Genomic DNA, 16,865 nt, shown 5'->3' with positions numbered 1-16,865 from the left:
GGTCACGCCAAGACCCCTCTGCAACGAATCTTTCGCTTCTGGAGTGATACCCGTGACCGGCCCAGGCCACCACGATCTGTCGATAGCGCCCGCTACCGCAACCCTGTCAATCCCCACCACCGGCACCATTCAGGCCGCCGGGGTGCCCTCCCTTCCCGCTGCTGCCGCGTCGACCGATGCGGCGCCGCGCGCGGCGATGCACCCGATCCTTCGCCGCGTGATCTACGTCGGCGGCTACGAGATCCTCAGCGTCCTCTTCACCGTGTTCGTGCTCGGCGGCATGCTCGGCCACTCCGGCGGGCAGGCGACGCTCACCGCGATCCTGCTGTCGACGACGGCGACCATCTGGAACTACGCCTGGAACACGCTCTTCGAGCGCGCCGAGCGCCGCTTCGGCTGGACCGGCCGCGGCGTGTTCGTCCGCCTCGGCCACGCTTTCGGGTACGAGGGCGGCGTGCTCGTCTTCACGATCCCGCTCGTCGCGTTCATGCTCAAGGTGAGCCTCGTCGAGGCGTTCATGATCGAGGCCAGCCTGCTCGTGTTCTTCCTCGTGTTCACCTACGTGTACTCGTGGGCGTTCGACAAGCTCGTCGGCCTGCCAGAGTCCGCGAAGTAGTCCACCGCAGTCTCGCTTCCGCGCCTACGACACACCCCCTTCCCTGTACCAGGAAGGGGGTGTGCGCTGGGAGGGCCGGTTCGGCCGCTCCCATGGGGAACCGGGGCCGAACTTGGGGAAAGTTGGGGAAGGCCGCCGGAGTCGGTGGGTCGAATACGACCGCCAGTGCACCCGCCATCTCGGCGGCGGGCGCGGCGGCTCGCAGGGGCTAGGAGGCCGGCGGGGTGAAGCGGCCGTCGATCGCGGTCCAGCCGCCGTCAACCATGAGGGTGGATCCCGTCACGAACGACGACGCATCGCTCGCGAGGTACACGACGGCGCCCGCGAGCTCCTCGGGGCGCGACCAGCGGCCGAAGGCGCTCTTCTTCGCGTAGGCGTCGTACCACTCGGGGTTCGCCTTGATCTGGGCCGTCAGCGGGGTCTCGACAACGCCAGGGGCGACGACGTTCACGCGCACGCCTTGCGGACCGAACTCGGCCGCGGCGGTCTTCGCGAGCTGCACGAGGCCGGCCTTGGTCGCCGCATACACGCCCTGCCCGGGCTCGACGACCTGCGCGCGGATCGAGGCGAAGCCGATGATCGATCCGCCGCCGTTCGCCGCGAACCGCTTCCCGAAGTGGCGGATGAGCTGGAACGACGAACGCATGTTCAGGTTCACAACCCGGTCGAACTCGTCGAGCGAGTAGTCCTCCATGCGCTTGCGCACGTTCGTCGCGGCCGTGAACACGAGCGCGTTGGCGGTGCCGAAGCGCTCCGCCGCGGCCTCAACCTCGGCGTCGTCGAGCACGTTGAGCTGGAACGCCTCGGCGGATCCGCCGGCCTCGGCGATGAGCTGCACCGTCTCGTCGGCGCCCTCGAGCTTGAGGTCCGCGACGACGACGTGTGCGCCGTGCGCGGCGAGCGCCTGCGCGGACTCGCGGCCGATGCCGCTGCCGCCGCCGATCACGACGACGGTGCGCGCATCGAGGCGGAAGAGCTTGGAGTAGTCAACGGCGGTCATAGTGTGAGTCCTTTGGGTTGTGTGGCGGCGGTACGGGGGCGGCAGGCTAGGAGCGCGCCCTCGGGCGAATCATCGCCATGCGGGTGACCGTGTACTCCTCGATCGCGTAGCGCGGGCCCTCGCGGCCGATGCCGGAGTCCTTCACGCCGCCGTAGGGCATGATGTCGGAGCGGAAGCCAGGGATCTCGTTCACAACGACGCCGCCGACCTCGAGCCGCTCGATCGCGGCGAAGGCCGACTCGAGCGACGCCGTGTAGACGGCGGCCTGCAGCCCGTAGCGCGAGTCGTTCACGAGGTCGATCGCCTCGTCAACCGAGTCCACCGTGGTGAGGCAGACGACCGGGCCGAAGATTTCCTCGCACCAGGCGTCGACCTCGCGGGGCACATCGCCGAGCACGATCGGGGGCACAGATGCTCCGGTCTCGGGAATCGTGCCCGGCGTGAGGAGCGTGGCGCCAGCGGCGAGGGCCCGATCCACCATCGCGCGGATGCGCTCCCCCGACGCCTCGTTGATCACGGGCGCGACGTTCGTCGCGATGTCACGGGGATCGCCGACGACGATCTCACCCATGCGCTCAATGAGGCGGGCGGTGAAGCGCTCAGCGATCGGGCGCTCGAGCACGACGCGCTGCACCGAGATGCACGCCTGCCCGTTCGCGTAGAACCCGCCGCGGAACACGGCATCGACCGCGGCCTCAATATCGGCGTCCGCCGCGACGATGAAGCCAGTGTTCGAACCGAGCTCGAGGAGCGCCTTGCGCGGCGCCGCCTGCTTCGCGATGAGATGCCCAATCTTCGCCGATCCGGTGAAGGAGACGACGGCAGCGCGCGGATCCTGCACGAGCGTCTCGCCGACCTCCGGGCCGCCGTTCACGAGCTGGACTGCGGCGCCGGTCACCCCGTGCTCCGCGAGCACGTCGCGCGTGATCGCGAGCAGCTCGAGCGTGGCGAGCGGGGTGTTCGGCGCGGGTTTGACGATGACCGGGCAGCCGGCGGCGATCGCGGGCGCGAGCTTGTGGGTTGCGAGCAGCAGCGGGTAGTTGAAACCGGCGATCGCGACGATCACGCCCGCCGGCTTGCGGGTGTAGTAGCCGATCATGCCGCGGCCGAGCTCCTGCACGTCGAGCGGCACGGTCTCGCCGGTGACGTGCGAGACCTCCTCGATCGTGGCCTGCAGCGTGACAATCGTGCGGTTCACCTCGACCCGGCAGTCGGCGCGGGGCTTGCCGGTTTCGAGCACGAGGAGGTCCTCGAAGCGCTCGGCGTCGGCGCGGAGGCGGTCGTGGATGCCCTGCAGGATCGCCTTGCGCTCGGCGGTCGTGAGCGCCGCGACCTCCGGGCGCGCGGCCTCGGCGGCGTCGAGCGCGTCGCGGGAGTCGGCGGCCGAACTCACCGGCGCGTGCGCGAACACGGAGCCGTCGAACGGGAAGACGATGTCGGACGTCGCGGCGAGGTCGCGCCAGCCCGTGCCGATGGGCAGGGCGCCCGCGGGGGCGCGGAGCTCGGGGGTGCCGAGCTCGGGAGCAGTCGATGCGGCGGATATGGCGGTCATTGCTGGATCCTTGCTGTCGTGCGGGGTGCGGGTGTGCGGTCAGGATCGTCGGCCGGCCGCACCGCGGCTACCTGGGCGCGGCAGCGGGCCTTCAAACGAGTGGTCTTACCAGTTAATATAGTTGAACAGTTGGCCCGCGACAACGCCGCGCGCCCTTCGGCCCCGAAAGGATCCCAATGACGCGCTCCCACACCATCGCCATCCTCCCCGGCGACGGCATCGGCCCCGAAGTCGTCTCGTGCGCCCTCGAAGTCCTCGACGCAGCCGAAACCCGCTACGGCTTCACCACCACCCGCACCGAATACGCCGCAGGCGCCAACCACTACCTCGAAACCGGCGAACTCTTCACCGAAGTACAAGACCAGCTCCGCGACGCCGACGCGATCCTCTTCGGCTCCATGGGAGACCCCCGCGTCACCCCCGGTATCCTCGAACGCGGCTTCATCCTCGAAATGCGCCAACGCTTCCAGCAGGCCGCAAACGTGCGCCCCGTCCGCCTCTACCCCGGCGTCCCCACCCCCATCGCAGGCCTCACCCCCGAACGCTGCGAACTCGTCATCGTCCGCGAAAACACCGAGGGCGCCTACGTCGGCCAGGGATCAACCGTCCACGCCGGCACCCCCAACGCCGTCGCCATGCAGGAATCGCTGAACACCCGCGCCGGCATCGAACGCGTCGTCGACTTCTCGTTCCGCCTCGCACTCGGACGCCGCAAGAAGCTCACCCTCTGCCACAAGACGAACATCCTCGTCGCCGCCGGCCAGCTCTGGCAGGAAGTCGTCGCTGACGTCGCACAGCGCTACCCCGAAGTCGAAACCGACTACGTCCACGTCGACGCGATGTGCTTCCACCTGCCACTCACGCCGGAACGCTTCGACGTCGTCGTCACCGACAACCTCTTCGGCGACATCATCACCGACCTCGGCGCCGTCATCCAGGGCGGCCTCGGCGTCGCCACCAGCGCAAACCTCAACCTCGACGCAACCGCGCCCAGCATGTTCGAAGCGATCCACGGCTCCGCCCCCGACATCGCCGGCAAGGGCTGGGCAAACCCCTCGGGCGCGATCCTCTCCCTCGCGCTCATGCTCGGCCACCTCGGCGAGGGCGACGCCGCCCAGGCCATCGAGGCCGCAACCGTCGAGGTCCTCGGCAGCCTCCCCGCCCTCGCGGGCGCAGACATGGGAGCCACAACCGCAGAACTCGGCACCCGCATCGCCGACATCGTCCGCTCTGGCCGCGCGAACACCGAACTCGTGCCAGACTCCCTCCTCGCCACCCTCGCAGCACTCCCCGCCAGCCGGTAACCAGGCTTGCCGGGGCGGGACAGGGCGTGGCGCCGGGGCCGCCCCGCACGCCTGCCCCACCCGAGCACATCATCTTCGCGAGCGCACACCGTATTCACCCGTAAGTAGGTGTGCGCTCGAGAGGAAGATGTGGTGAGGGTCGAAGGTCCGGGGTCGGGCCCGCTTTCCCAATCGATCTACGCGCCCTGGGACTCCGCGATCTCCTGCAGCAGCGCCTGCGCTGCGGCCGTCGGATCAGCGCCGCGCCACAGTGCTGTGAGCGGCCGGGTGATTTCGAGCCCTGACACTGCGACGCGCGCAAGCCGTCCACTCCGAATGTCGTCGCGCACGGCGAGCACGCTCAGCGCGCCGGGTGCGACGCCAGCCATCACCGCGCTGCGCGCCCCGAGCGTCGTGTCGTGGACAACGGCGGGCTCGGCAGCACGCGGCTGGCCAGCTGCGGCGAGCGCGTGCTCGAACGCCAGCCGGGTGCCGCTCCCCCGCTCGCGGTGCACCATCGGGGTCGTGGCGAGCTCGGCGGGGCTCACCGTCTGGCCTGCCCACGGATGGCTCGCAGCGACGACGACTTCGATCCGGTCGCGGCCGACGGTCACCGCTGTGAGGCTTGACGGAACGTCCGGAGTCTCGACGAACCCGAGGTCGACCTCGCCGGCGTGTAGCGCGGCGATCACCGCGGAGCTGTTGGCCGCGGTGAGGGATGCCGTTGCGCCGTGTGGTCCCTGCAGGCCACGCCAGCGCGCGATCCATCCGGGCAGGAGGTGTTCGGCGATCGTGAGGCTCGCCGCAATCCGCAGGCTACCGTCGCGTTCCGCCCGGAGGTCCGCGACTGCTGCGCCGAATTCGGTCGCCGCGTCGAGCAGTGGGCGAGCCCACCCGACGACGAGTTCTCCGGCCGCGGTCAGCTGCGACCCCCGTGCCGATCGGACGAGCAACGGCACACCGAGCTCGTGCTCGAGCGAGCGTACCCGCAGAGAGACCGCCTGTTGACTCACCCCAAGCTCGGAACTCGCCGCAGAGATGCTGCCGTTCTCGGCGATGAGGGCGAGCGCCCGCAGCGCGGCTGTGTCTGGTTCGCGATCCATACGGCCTCCTCTTAGCCACAAGGATAACTTGTGGGCTGCGCGGATAGTGCCTCTACCGCGTCGGTGTGCCGAGGAGGAACATGAGGAGCGTGAACGACCTACCCGCACCCCTTGAATCACCGGCAGCCCCCGCCGCACAGGCGGCACCACGGTTGACAGCGCACGGCGGCCCGACCGACGCACGCGGCCGACGCCGCGGTCACCGGCTCGCGGCCTGGACCCGGAGGATCGCCCCCGGGCTGCTGATCTGCCTCGCCGCAGCCGGCGCGTCGTACGCCGCCGGAGCTGCGATGCCCGGGGTGAGCCCCATGATCATCGCGATCGCGCTTGGCATCATCGCGGCGAACACCGGGGTTCTGCCGCGGTCCGCAACCCCCGGAATCGACTTCTCGGCGAAGAAGCTGCTCCGAGCAGGCATCGTGTTTCTCGGCCTGCAGCTCGTGCTCGGCGACATCGTCGCCCTCGGCGCGCCGATGCTCGCCGTAATCGTCTGCGTCGTCGCTGGTGGCCTGTTCGGCACCGTCGCGCTCGGGAGGCTCCTCAAGGTGCCGACCCAGCTCACGCTGCTTATCGCGTGCGGATTCTCGATCTGCGGTGCCGCGGCCGTCGCAGGCGCCGCCGGTGTCACCGACCCCGACGACGAGAATGAGCAGGCCACCGTCACCGCCGTCGCCCTCGTCGTGATCTTCGGGACGATCATGATCCCGCTCGTGCCGTTCCTCGGCCCGCTCATCGGGCTCACAAGTGACCAGACAGGCATGTGGGCCGGAGCGTCGATCCACGAGATCGCGCAGGTCGTCGCGGTCGGCGGCATCCTCGGCGGCACCGCGCTCACCCTCGCGGTGGTCGTGAAGCTCGCCCGCGTGCTGCTGCTCGCACCGATCATGGCGGTGCTGAGCGTGCGCATCCGGCGGGCGGCACGCGCCAGGGCCGCCATGGCGCCCACCCAGAGCGGCGCCGGCACGGACGCTGGCAGCGTGCCCGCGCCGCTGGAGGGCCACGCCGGAAGCCAGCCGAAGCTGCCTCCCATCGTGCCCCCGTTCATCATCGGCTTCCTCGCCATGGTGCTGCTGCGCTCGTTCGCGGCGCTCCCCGAGGGTGTGCTCGCGACGGGTCAGCTCCTGCAGACCGTGCTGCTCTCCGCAGCAATGTTCGGCCTGGGGTGTGGCGTGAAGGTGAAGAGCCTCGTGAAGGTCGGGTTCAGGCCCTTCGTTCTCGCCGCACTCGCGACCGTGCTCGTTGCTGCGATCGCCTACGCGGGCGTGCTACTCGTCGGATAGAGAACCGGCGGGCAGCACCCCCTCCTGCCGGGCAGCCGCCCGTCCCGGACTCAGCGGCCGGCGCGACCTCGACCGCCGCGCGCGCCACCTGACCGGCTGCCGGAGGAGCCACCACCGCGGGGGCCTCCGCCACGCTGATCGGTGTCACGGCCGCCGCGCGAGTCACCGCGGTACCCACCGCGCGAACCGCTGCCGCCGCCACGGGAGTCGCCGCGCGATCCACCGGCACCACCGCGCCGGTCTCCACGCGAATCGTCCCAGGGGTTGTCGACCCAGCCGCGTTCGAGGGGGCGCCCGCGGCCATCGCCCGTTCGGCCCCGGTCGCCGCCCGAGCGCCCGCGGGGTTCCCCGTCACGCCCGCGCACACCGCTACCGCCACCGCGCCAGTCATCGCGCCGGTCATCACGCCGTTCACCGCCACCCCGCTGGCCACCGCGCCGGTCGCCGCCAGCGCCACCACGCGGAGCGCCACCGCGATCCTCATCAGCCTGTCCGCGACCGGCGTTCGGGTTGCCACGCGCGGCGATCCCGCGCATGCCCTTCGCGCCCTTGCCGTCACCCGGGCGCCCGCCGGTGATCGGCCGGTTCTTGCCGCGGGCGTTCGCGTTCTTGTGCTTCCCGTCAGCGCCGCGCCCGCCGCTGCGGCTCGAGCCGCGCGCGCCGGTCGTCTCGGCCTCAGCATCGCTGCCCTCGCCCGCGGAGAGCAGTGCGCCGCGCTCGGCCGCGGAGAGCTCCCGGAGCTCGCCAGCGCGGAGCGTACCGAGGTTCAGCGGGCCGAACTGGCGCCGCACGAGCTCCTCGACGGGATGACCGAGCTCGGCGAGGAATCGGCGCACGATGCGGTTCTTCCCCGAGTGGATGGTGAGTTCTACGAGCGAGTGCGTCTTCGTCGAACCGCCCGGCAGGAGCTTCGCGCGGTCGGCGCGCATCGGCCCGTCCTTCAACTCGACGCCTTCGAGCATCTGCTGGATCACCGCGGCCGTCACCCGGCCCCGCACCTTCGCAACGTAGGTCTTCTCGACCCCGAAGCTCGGGTGCGCGAGCTTGTGTGCAAGCTCACCATCGTTCGTGAGGATCAGCAGTCCGCTCGTGTCAGTGTCGAGCCGGCCGACGTTGTAGAGGCGGTCTTCCACCTGGCCCGCGAACTCGCGCAGGTCGGGGCGGCCGTGCTCGTCGCTCATCGTCGAGACCACGCCGACGGGCTTGTTGAGCACGAAGTAGCGCTTCGATGAGTCGAGCTGCACGACGACGCCGTCAACGCGCACCTCGTCGGTCTCCGGGTGCACTCGGGAGCCGAGCTCGCGCTGTTCCTCCCCGTTCACGGTGACGCGGCCGCTCGTAATGAGCGTCTCGCAGGCGCGGCGTGAGGCCACGCCCGCGTTGGCGAGCGCCTTCTGCAGGCGGACGGTCCCTTCTTCGCCCTCGCGGTCGACCTCGTTGGACGAGGACGTCACGGGACGGTCCCACCCCCACTCGGCCATGTCGATCTCAACGGCCGTGCCGTCGACTGAGAACTGCCCGCCGGCGTCACCGCCGTCGTCGCTCATGCGGTCGCTGTCTTCGCCTTTAGAGCGATTCATGATCAAATCCTTCCGATCCGTCGTCGAGTAGCGGCGCCACCGACGGAAGTTCACTGATGTCGCCGATGCCCAGGTGGCCGAGGAGCTGGTCGCTCGTGCCATACAGGATCGCGCCGGTCTCCGCGTCGTGGGCGACCTCTTCGACGAGGCCGCGGGCGAGGAGAGTGCGCACGACAGAGTCGACGTTCACTGCGCGGATCGACGCGATCGCGCCGCGCGACACGGGCTGCCTGTACGCGATGACGGCAAGCGTCTCGAGGGCGGCCTGCGACAGCTTCGCGGGCGTCTGCTGCTGCACGAAGTCTTCGACGACGGGGTCGAGGCTCTCGCGCACGTAGAACCGGTAGCCGCCGGCGACCTCCCGCAGTTCGAAGCCGCGCGGCGCTTGAGGCTCGGTGGCACCCGCCGCACTCGCACCGGTCCCGTCGTAGTCGGCGACGAGCGCGACAAGGGCCTTGCGTACCTCGCGCACGGGCGCGTCGCAGGCCGTCGCGAGCGTCACTGCCGAGAGCGGCTCGTCGGCGACGATGAGCAGCGCCTCAAGCTGCTGCTGCAGCGTGTGGGTAGCGCGGGCCACGCTGAGCGGCGTTTCGCGATCAGGATCGAGCGTCTCGTCAGTCATAGTCACTTCCTAGCGTCGAGAGTTCTTCGTCGTTCCAGTGCTCCCCCGACCACTGCACGCTGAGCTCCCCGAGAGGCTCAGCCTGGTCGAACAGCACGGCGTCTCGGCGGTACAGTTCGAGGATCGCGAGGAAGCGCGCGACGATGACGCCCTTCTCCGTCACCCCGACGATGAGCTCGCGGAAGCTGCGCGCCGGCCCGCCACGCAGCATCGAGACAATGATGGCCGCCTGCTCGCGGATGGACACGAGCGGGGCGTGCAGGTGGTCAAGCCCGACCGTCGGGAGCTCGCGCGGGGTGAACGCGAGCAGGGCGACGGCGGCGAAGTCGTCGAGCGACAGCGTCCACACGAGTTCGGGGCCGCGTTCGCGATACTTCGGTTCGAGCGGCACCTGCCGCGGGTGGCGTTTCTCCTCGGCGATGAGCCGTTCGCGAAACCAGTCGCTCGCCTGCTTGAACGCGCGGTACTGCAGCAGCCGCGCGAACAGGAGGTCGCGCGCCTCCAGCAGCGCGATGTCCTCGGGATCGACGGTCTCCCCCTGGGGCAGCAGGCTGGCGATCTTCATGTCGAGCAGTGTCGCCGCAACGACGAGAAACTCGGAGGCCTGGTCGAGCGCGAGCAGGCCCTGCCCTTCGAGCGTCGCCAGGTACGCGATGAACTCGTCGGTCACGAGCGACAGCGAGACCTCGGTGATGTCGAGCTCGTGCTTGCCGATCAGCGTGAGCAGCAGGTCGAACGGGCCATCGAAGCCGTCGAGCGAGACCCTGAATCCGGGATCGTCGCTCGCGGGCTCGGGCCCGGTCTCGAGCGCGGTCATGGCATCTCGGTTAGGCAACCACGCCGCGCTGCACGAGCTCGCGGGCGAGCTTCAGGTATGCCTCGGAGGCGGGGTTCGACGGCGCGTACTCGAGCACGGACTGCGCGGCGATCTGCGCGTCGGGCAGCTTCACGGTGCGGCCGATGACGGTGTCAAACACCGAGTCGCCGAACGTGTCGACGACGCGCTCAAGCACCTCGCGGGCGTGGAGCGTGCGCGGGTCGTACATCGTCGCGAGGATGCCGTCGAGCTCGAGCGACGGGTTCAGCCTGTCGCGCACCTTGTCGATCGTCTCGACGAGCAGCGCGACGCCGCGGAGCGCGAAGTACTCGCAGGCAAGCGGGATGAGCACGCCGTGGCTCGCGGTGAGCGCGTTCACGGTGAGCAGGCCGAGCGACGGCTGGCAGTCGATGAGGATCACGTCGTAGTCGTCGGTGATGCGCCGCAGCACGCCGCCGAGGATCTGCTCGCGGGCAACCTCGCTCACGAGGTGCACCTCGGCCGCCGACAGGTCGATGTTCGCGGGGATCACGTCGAGACCTTCGGTGCTCGTGTGCTGGATCGCCTCGCGCGGATCCTTCACCTTGCCGAGCATGAGGTCGTAGATCGTCGGGACGTCGTGCGCGGGAACGCCGAGGCCGGCCGATAGCGCGCCCTGCGGGTCGAAGTCGACGGCGAGCACACGCCGGCCGTAGCGCGCGAGCGCGGCCGCAAGGTTGATCGTCGACGTGGTCTTGCCGACGCCGCCCTTCTGGTTGCACATCGCGATGATGCGCGCGGGCCCGTGCCGATCGAGCGTCTTGGGCGCGGGGATGACGCGCTCCGGGCGTCCCGTCGGTCCCAGCTCAACCTGCTTTTTCGCCACTCCAGTTCCCTTCCGTCGCTAACGCCCTATCCTATCGGGCCTGGGGCCGGTCCCGGGGTGCGAGCCCGACGAAGCGCGCGTTCGCACTCTGTTACCGTCCGATCGGTTGACATGATGGGGAACCCGACGTGGCCGACCGCAGCACGTGCAGAACCGAACGTCGTCAAGATGCCACAGCTTGTCGCGCCCGTGCCCGGTGTCTCTATAGCCCCAGAGCGATCTCGGGCATGCGCGGGCTCAACACTGTCGCGTCGACGACGTCCGTCCTGAAGCTCGTCTAAAAACTACGGTCGGCCACCGACGAGGCATCGCCGGGTGCAAAATCGAGAGCGCCCGGCGCGCCGAGCGTTGCTGCGCCCCATGACCCGCACGAGGACGGATGCGACCGCGCAGACGCTCCGGGCCTGGCGCCGGGCCCGGCGCCGTCCAAGCGTTCACAGGGCTCCACTTCTGACACGAGCGCGGGTCTCGAGGTGGGCTTTCGCTCCTGCATCCGTCCGTGCCATAGGGGCTTTACGTCGACCCAGGGAGGCGTTCCTCAGGCGTCCGCGCGATGCGCGACCGTCCGCGCCGAACCGCATAGGGCGCGAACCGCTGCTGGTACAGCCTGCCTCGAAACGTGCCGCAACGCGGACCTCTTCGACGCTCAACTTCCCCGGACGGCCGGAACGCTGCAGTTCGACGGATGCGCTCGATACATTTGTCGGGCGCGGCAAGAGCGCCGTGCCCGGCTCAACTAAGCGGATCCTCGAGCTGTGTCACCAATCCGGTTTTGCTGGATCACGCCGGCTTGAGCCAACGAGCTATCTCGGTCGCCGCAATATACGACAGCCCCAAGGCTGGAAGCAGGCCATTACCTGCAAGATACCCGCTCGCCCCATGACCTGAGATTCCAGAAGCAGCTCCGCCCGCAGCGTAAAGCCCGGGGATCGGTTGCCCTCCGCCCGTAAGGACCTGCGCTCGATCGTTCACCTGCAGTCCCCCCTGGGTATGAAACAGCGCTGGCTGTACGCGAATGGCTGCGAGTCGACCTTCGAGAGGGGCGGACCAGTTGGTTCGACCAAAGGGGTCCGTGGTGGTTCCACGAGCGATCTCCGACACCGCTTCGACCGTGCTGGAAAGTCCGTGGACGTCGATACCCGTCGACGCCGAAAGAGCACGAGGGTCCTCTCCCCATTTCACACCGTTCCCCGCGATAACGTCGAGAAAATCTTGAAACGCGAGGCAAGCATCGTAGATCCGCTGGTCAATGATGATCCACGATTCACCTGCTGCGTGGCGAAGCGATTCAGCCGCGTATTCTGAGTAACCACTTGCCTCGTTCCCGTAGCGTTGGCCCTCGACGTTCACGAGGAAACCGCCGTGCATGACAGTGGCCCAGGTCGCAAGCGATGCGGCTGGCATTGCTAGGCCCGCATGCCCCTGGTACGCGTCTAGGTAGGCAGTCGCCGCACCTAGTGACGAGCCAATACGCAGAGCATCGCCCCGAGAGTGTTCGCTTCCAAAGTACGTGGCCCCAGCAATCTCTGGAATGTGGGTGGCGACGAGACTTGTGTTTGCAGCGAATCCATTAGTCGCGAGGATAACTGCACGGGTTGAAATCTCTTCTTCCCCATCTGGTGTTTCAACAGTCACGCTAGTCACTTGACCGTGAGAAGTGTTCACATCAAGCAGTCGGGCTGGCACATAGACGTCGATAAGATCATGGGCCCGCACCGCAGCGAGCAGACCTCCGAGCATCGCTGCCCCAGAGCGGCCTGGGATCGTGTGGCAGCGAAACACGCTGTGCCCCGGGTAAGTAAAATCAGTCACCAAGGAGATGTCCAGACCTGCGTCGTCCGCAAGCCATTCAACGAGCTCCGCACTCATTTCCGCGAGCGACCTTGCGACAGCTACGCTATAGTTTCCGCCGGTTTTCGCAGCGACGTCGCCCAGAAACTTCTCTGGGGAGTCTGCAACGCCTGCCGCCCGTTGAAACCTCGTGCCCATAGCGGGGATCATCGCCGTCGACATCGACGTGTTGTTCCCCCGACTGAAGCTCTCATTCGAGTCGATTACTAGCACGGACAGCCCCCACTGGGCCGCGCGGAGAGCTGCGACGAGGCCGCCGCCTGCTCCCGCAACTACGACGTCAGGTCCTTCAAATTCGTTGTCCACCGTTTTACCTCCTCGCTGAGGGATGGGATCAAATCACATGAGTTAGGGTTCCGTTAACAGGTACAGAGTACACGATTATTTCAACGAATCTTAGCATTCATTGCATACATGTTCCTTTCAGCGCAACAACCCAATCGGAGAGCCTGATGCACAAGCCGCTCACCCACCACAATGTTGCCGCGGGTATCGATAGGTATCTCCAGCTCTGTGAGGATAGAGATTTCAAGTCCGCCGCGAGGTACTGGGGGCCCGGCGATCTCCGCATGACGTTCCCCGGCGGCAGGGTATTCGACAGCTTCGAGGCGCTCGCGCAAGAAACCGGCAACCGATATCGGTGGGTCCGAAAGTATCGAGACCGGTTCTTGGTCGGTTCCGACACGGACACGGGTCTACTCAGCGTCACGAGCATGGGACGCCTGTACGGCGAGGACCCGCACGGCGAAGGATTCACAGACATCCGCTATGTCGATGTGTTCACCATCCGAGACGGATTCATCGTGGAGCAGTTCGTCTGGAACGATCTGGCTGAGCTCGGCGTGGTTTCCTAGCGCCGAGCTCACACCGGACGCGGTGGAGTCAACCTCCGAGATAAGCCGCCTGCACCCGTGGATCGTTAGCGAGTTCTGCTGAGTCCCCGGAGAGGGCAACCAGGCCTGATTCCAGCACATATGCACGGTCCGCCAGGTCGAGCACTTGCCGAGCATTCTGCTCGACGATGAGCACGCCCACGCCCCGTTCGCGGATCGCGTTCACTGCGTGAAAGACATCCCACGTCAGTTTCGGCGATAGCCCGGTTGACGGCTCGTCCAGCATCAGCAGCCGAGGGGCCCCCATGAGGGCTCGCGCGATAGCTAGCATCTGCTGCTGACCACCAGACATGGTGTCGGCAAGCTGATCTCGGCGCTCCTCGAGAATCGGAAAGAGTTCGAGGATTTCTTGCTCCGAGAATCCGCTCCGATCCCGAGCACCCCAAGCACCCATTTTGAGGTTGTCCTCAACCGTCAAAGAGCCGAATAGGGCCCGTCCTTCTGGGACGAGCATGAGTCCTCTCCGAGCCACTTGGTGGCTCCCGCCGAAGGAGATCGGCTTCCCATCGAACTTCACTGAGCCAGCGAACTGCTTGACCTCTCCGGCGATTGTCTTCAGGGTCGTTGATTTTCCCGCTCCGTTCGCCCCAACAATCGCAACCACCTCTCCCGGTTCTACCGACAGCGATACGCCATGCAGAATCTCGAGTCCGTGATAGCCGCTGCGTACCTCGTCTACTTCAAGCAGCATCTCCGTATTCCTTCCCCAGGTAGGCGGCAATCACACGCGGGTCAGCTAACACATCGTCTACCGCGCCCTCCGCGAGCACGGCTCCCTGATCCATCATCACAACCCGGTCACTCAACTGCCGAACTGCGGCCATGATGTGCTCAATGAACAGCAACGTGACCCCTTCCTCCCGACGCAGTTCCTCTAACAAGTCCAGTACGGGCGCACGTTCCGAGGGCACCAGTCCTGCAAGCACCTCGTCAAGCAGCAGCACACGGGGCTTCAGCGCTAACGCACGTGTCAGTTCAAGCCGCTTCTGCACTGCCGTGGGGAGGGATGCAGAGGTACTTCCCATCCAACGCTCAAGTCCAGTCCGTATCAGCAGTTCCTCGGCCTCTTCACGTGCAGCGTGTTCCGTGCGCACGCCCCGACTTTGGACTGCCACCGTAATGTTCTCGAGCGTCGTCATAGTTCCAAACGGCCGCATGAGCTGAAACGTGCGCACGAAGCCAGCGCGTGCAAGGACATGCGTCTTGGCTCCGGTAATGTCTGCGCCGTCAAGCGTCACCGCCCCCGAGTCAGGGGCAAACGCACCTGTAATGCAGTTAAAGAGGGTGGTCTTACCGGCGCCATTTGCTCCGATAATGCCAAGAATCTCGCCTTCTTCAACGCTGATGTCGACGCCACGAAGCGCGCGGATGCCTCGAAACGACTTCGTAACCCCGCGAATCTCTAGCAAGCTCATTTCCGCCTCCGACCCAGCATGGTTCCGACGATGCCCTTCGGAAGGAGAATGACACACGCAATGAGGATGATGGCGTACAGGAGAATATCGAGCCCGCTCTGCCCCTCAAGGAAGCTCAACCACTCAGGAGGGTTCCTCAACAGCGCCGTGACAAGGTCACTCAAGGGCGCCACTATCACTGCGCCGAGAACTGGTCCCCAAAGTGTGCCGACACCACCCACCACCGCTGTAATGATTGCGTTGTTAGATGCCGCGTGTCCAAAAGCGATCTCAGGATCAACGAACATGTAGAACTGCAGGTACAGCGTGCCCGCGACTGCGGTGATTGCCGCAGAAATCGCCACGACCGTAAGCTTGTGGCGCAATACCGGAATACCAATCGCTGCCGCGGCCATCTCATCGTCCCGCACAGCAATCGTAAATCGCCCGGTCCTGCTGCGCAGAAACACAATAGTCACTGCGAGCGCCAGGACGAGAAAAGCAGTGCCGATCCAGAAATAGATCGGCGAGCCGGCCCGGAATTGGAACATTGCCCAGTTGTCTCCCTGCAAAACCGGGACCGTGAACCCGACGGTGCGGTTGAGCGGCCCACTTCCCATGACAAAGAGTCGGAGCATCTCAGCAAACGCGAAAGTCGACAACGCGTAGTACGCCCCCGTGAGCCTATACCTCAACGCGAGATAGCTAATCCCAACCGCAGCCAAGCTCGCAAACGCCATGCCGGCGATCATCCCCACCCACGGAGAGATCCCCAGATCTACTACAAGAAAGGCCGTGGTGTACGCCCCGATACCGAAATAGGCCGCATGACCAAAACTAAACATTCCGCCGAAGCCGCTCATCATGTTCCAGCCGATACCCATGAGCGCGAAGATGATGATGCGCATGGCGATGCTTAGTTCCGCAGGAGGCAAAAGGAACGGGAGCACCGCACCGATCAATGCGACTCCAGCGAGAATGATGTAGTTCCACCGCTGGTTGTTATTCGACACACGGCGGGCGATAATCGCACCGGTCGCAGCAGGTGGTTCCGGGCGAGTAATTGTTGACGTTGTCATGCTGACCTCCCAAAAATCCCCTTGGGCTTAGCAAACAGCACAATCAAGAAGACAATGAACACCGCGAGAAGCGGCGATTGGCCGGGAAGGATGAGCCCGCCGAGCTGCTCTGTCAGCCCGACGATGAGCCCGCCGACCAGGGCTCCGGGAACATTACCCATACCACCGAGCACCACAACGACGAATGCGGTGAGGTTGAAGATTGCTCCGGCCGTGGGCTCGACCGTCGTAAAGGTCGAGACAAAGGTTCCGGCAGCCCCAGCTGCGGCGGCGCCCAGCCCAAACGTAAGCACATAAATGAACTTCACGTTAATTCCAACCAGTCGCGCCCCTTCCGGGCTCGACGCCACAGACCGAATCGCCGTGCCGATTCGTGTGCGCTGCAAGACAATCCACAGCACTGCGACGAGCACCAGCGCTCCGACAAATGCGTAAATCCTGCTGAGCTCTACCGTGGCACCAAAGATATTCACGCCGTGATTGCCCGGCAGCGAGACTGAGAGCGGATTGGGCCCAAAGGTCAGGAGAAGAATGTTCTCGATTGCGAGCGCGACGCCGATTGTCACCAACAGCTGGGTGTGAATCGGCGCGCGCATGATCGGATTGAGTAGCATCGCCTGAATCGCCACCCCGATAACGAACATGGCTGGCACCGTGACGAGCAAGGCAACATATGGGTGCATCCCAAGCCCGTTGACGGCGGCGTACGTGATAAACATTGCCAGCGCAACCATCGCCCCGTTAGCGAAGTTGATAACGTGTAGCACCCCGTACACCAAGGTCAGTCCCATCGCGATGAGACTGTAGATTCCACCGGTCAACAAACCCGTGCTGAGCGCCTGCACCAGCACCGTAGTGCTGCCAGACACGAGTCCGGCTACGACCGAAGCGACCACGATGATTGCGAGGGTCACCAGCAGCGTTCGCATT

At 66.3% G+C, this 16,865-nt stretch carries 15 protein-coding genes and 1 pseudogene; 4 read left to right on the top strand and 12 right to left on the bottom strand.

The annotated features are described in order from the left end of the window. Positions 1-52 precede the first annotated feature (52 nt). Positions 53-616 (top strand): PACE efflux transporter, encoded by a 564-nt coding sequence (locus BJ960_RS02430; protein WP_202229168.1) that lies wholly within the window; start codon positions 53-55, stop codon positions 614-616. Positions 617-824: 208 nt separating this feature from the next. Here BJ960_RS02430 and BJ960_RS02425 read toward each other — a convergent pair whose 3' ends face one another. Together BJ960_RS02425 and BJ960_RS02420 are read right to left on the bottom strand one after the other, a co-directional pair. Further along, complete coding sequence (locus BJ960_RS02425; RefSeq protein ID WP_185986105.1) at positions 825-1,616, bottom strand: SDR family NAD(P)-dependent oxidoreductase; 792 nt, start codon at positions 1,614-1,616, stop codon at positions 825-827. A 46-nt stretch (positions 1,617-1,662) separates the two neighbouring features. Beyond that, complete coding sequence (locus BJ960_RS02420) at positions 1,663-3,168, bottom strand: aldehyde dehydrogenase family protein (RefSeq protein ID WP_185986104.1); 1,506 nt, start codon at positions 3,166-3,168, stop codon at positions 1,663-1,665. Between the two features lie 176 nt (positions 3,169-3,344). On the opposite strand from BJ960_RS02420, the gene BJ960_RS02415 reads away from it, so the two are divergent. Further along, positions 3,345-4,472 carry a 3-isopropylmalate dehydrogenase gene (locus BJ960_RS02415; protein ID WP_185986103.1) on the top strand — a complete coding sequence of 376 codons (1,128 nt, stop codon included), beginning with the start codon at positions 3,345-3,347 and terminating at the stop codon, positions 4,470-4,472. Positions 4,473-4,648: 176 nt separating this feature from the next. Here the strand turns inward: BJ960_RS02415 and BJ960_RS02410 are convergent, their stop codons facing one another. Continuing rightward, the gene (locus tag BJ960_RS02410) at positions 4,649-5,554 is read right to left on the bottom strand and encodes a LysR family transcriptional regulator (protein ID WP_185986102.1); all 906 of its coding nucleotides are present in this window, start codon (positions 5,552-5,554) and stop codon (positions 4,649-4,651) included. An 80-nt stretch (positions 5,555-5,634) separates the two neighbouring features. On the opposite strand from BJ960_RS02410, the gene BJ960_RS02405 reads away from it, so the two are divergent. Then, positions 5,635-6,834 carry a YeiH family protein gene (locus BJ960_RS02405; RefSeq protein WP_185986101.1) on the top strand — a complete coding sequence of 400 codons (1,200 nt, stop codon included), beginning with the start codon at positions 5,635-5,637 and terminating at the stop codon, positions 6,832-6,834. A 698-nt stretch (positions 6,835-7,532) separates the two neighbouring features. On the opposite strand, the pseudogene BJ960_RS16585 reads toward BJ960_RS02405, so the two are convergent. From BJ960_RS16585 to BJ960_RS02380, 5 genes and pseudogenes are all read right to left on the bottom strand, one after another. Continuing rightward, positions 7,533-8,315, bottom strand: a pseudogene (locus BJ960_RS16585) (pseudouridine synthase); the annotation flags it as partial. A gap of 85 nt (positions 8,316-8,400) precedes the next feature. Further along, positions 8,401-9,036: an SMC-Scp complex subunit ScpB gene (gene scpB / locus BJ960_RS02395; protein WP_185986100.1), complete on the bottom strand. Its 636-nt coding sequence runs from the start codon at positions 9,034-9,036 to the stop codon at positions 8,401-8,403. Next, entirely contained in the window at positions 9,029-9,853 is an 825-nt protein-coding gene (locus BJ960_RS02390; protein ID WP_121076081.1) for a segregation and condensation protein A, read from the bottom strand. The genes scpB and BJ960_RS02390 overlap by 8 nt, the downstream gene beginning before the upstream one ends. 10 nt (positions 9,854-9,863) lie before the next feature. After that, positions 9,864-10,718: a ParA family protein gene (locus BJ960_RS02385; protein ID WP_121076084.1), complete on the bottom strand. Its 855-nt coding sequence runs from the start codon at positions 10,716-10,718 to the stop codon at positions 9,864-9,866. A 780-nt stretch (positions 10,719-11,498) separates the two neighbouring features. Beyond that, on the bottom strand, positions 11,499-12,875 hold the full coding sequence (locus tag BJ960_RS02380; protein ID WP_185986099.1) for an FAD-dependent oxidoreductase: 1,377 nt from the start codon (positions 12,873-12,875) through the stop codon (positions 11,499-11,501). 146 nt (positions 12,876-13,021) lie between these two features. Here BJ960_RS02380 and BJ960_RS02375 point away from each other — a divergent pair, with 146 nt between their 5' ends. Then, a complete protein-coding gene (locus BJ960_RS02375) occupies positions 13,022-13,423 on the top strand; it encodes a hypothetical protein (protein WP_185986098.1) in 402 nt (133 codons plus the stop codon). Positions 13,424-13,451: 28 nt separating this feature from the next. Here BJ960_RS02375 and BJ960_RS02370 read toward each other — a convergent pair whose 3' ends face one another. The 4 genes from BJ960_RS02370 to BJ960_RS02355 are packed head-to-tail and all read right to left on the bottom strand — an operon-like array spanning position 13,452 to position 16,864. Continuing rightward, complete coding sequence (locus BJ960_RS02370; RefSeq protein WP_202229167.1) at positions 13,452-14,153, bottom strand: ABC transporter ATP-binding protein; 702 nt, start codon at positions 14,151-14,153, stop codon at positions 13,452-13,454. Beyond that, complete coding sequence (locus BJ960_RS02365; RefSeq protein WP_185986097.1) at positions 14,143-14,877, bottom strand: ABC transporter ATP-binding protein; 735 nt, start codon at positions 14,875-14,877, stop codon at positions 14,143-14,145. The genes BJ960_RS02370 and BJ960_RS02365 overlap by 11 nt, the downstream gene beginning before the upstream one ends. Beyond that, positions 14,874-15,935 carry a branched-chain amino acid ABC transporter permease gene (locus BJ960_RS02360; protein WP_185986096.1) on the bottom strand — a complete coding sequence of 354 codons (1,062 nt, stop codon included), beginning with the start codon at positions 15,933-15,935 and terminating at the stop codon, positions 14,874-14,876. The genes BJ960_RS02365 and BJ960_RS02360 overlap by 4 nt, the downstream gene beginning before the upstream one ends. Next, entirely contained in the window at positions 15,932-16,864 is a 933-nt protein-coding gene (locus BJ960_RS02355) for a branched-chain amino acid ABC transporter permease (protein ID WP_185986095.1), read from the bottom strand. Before BJ960_RS02355 ends, BJ960_RS02360 begins: the two co-directional genes overlap by 4 nt. Position 16,865: the final 1 nt, after the last annotated feature.

It is taken from the genome of Leucobacter aridicollis, from assembly GCF_013409595.1.
GTDB classification, from domain to species: domain Bacteria; phylum Actinomycetota; class Actinomycetes; order Actinomycetales; family Microbacteriaceae; genus Leucobacter; species Leucobacter aridicollis.
Note: the sequence above shows the minus strand (reverse complement) of the source record. Positions and strands in the feature narration are given on the sequence as shown.

Excerpts from the sequence above, each read along its gene's own strand:
- BJ960_RS02425 (WP_185986105.1), bottom strand. The coding sequence starts at position 1,616 with ATGACCGCCGTTGACTACTCCAAGCTCTTCCGCCTCGATGCGCGCACC.
- BJ960_RS02420 (WP_185986104.1), bottom strand. The coding sequence starts at position 3,168 with ATGACCGCCATATCCGCCGCATCGACTGCTCCCGAGCTCGGCACCCCC.
- BJ960_RS02415 (WP_185986103.1), top strand. The coding sequence starts at position 3,345 with ATGACGCGCTCCCACACCATCGCCATCCTCCCCGGCGACGGCATCGGC.
- BJ960_RS02410 (WP_185986102.1), bottom strand. The coding sequence starts at position 5,554 with ATGGATCGCGAACCAGACACAGCCGCGCTGCGGGCGCTCGCCCTCATC.
- BJ960_RS02405 (WP_185986101.1), top strand. The coding sequence starts at position 5,635 with ATGAGGAGCGTGAACGACCTACCCGCACCCCTTGAATCACCGGCAGCC.
- scpB (WP_185986100.1), bottom strand. The coding sequence starts at position 9,036 with ATGACTGACGAGACGCTCGATCCTGATCGCGAAACGCCGCTCAGCGTG.
- BJ960_RS02390 (WP_121076081.1), bottom strand. The coding sequence starts at position 9,853 with ATGACCGCGCTCGAGACCGGGCCCGAGCCCGCGAGCGACGATCCCGGA.
- BJ960_RS02375 (WP_185986098.1), top strand. The coding sequence starts at position 13,022 with ATGCACAAGCCGCTCACCCACCACAATGTTGCCGCGGGTATCGATAGG.
- BJ960_RS02370 (WP_202229167.1), bottom strand. The coding sequence starts at position 14,153 with ATGCTGCTTGAAGTAGACGAGGTACGCAGCGGCTATCACGGACTCGAG.
- BJ960_RS02365 (WP_185986097.1), bottom strand. The coding sequence starts at position 14,877 with ATGAGCTTGCTAGAGATTCGCGGGGTTACGAAGTCGTTTCGAGGCATC.
- BJ960_RS02360 (WP_185986096.1), bottom strand. The coding sequence starts at position 15,935 with ATGACAACGTCAACAATTACTCGCCCGGAACCACCTGCTGCGACCGGT.
- BJ960_RS02355 (WP_185986095.1), bottom strand. The coding sequence starts at position 16,864 with ATGCGAACGCTGCTGGTGACCCTCGCAATCATCGTGGTCGCTTCGGTC.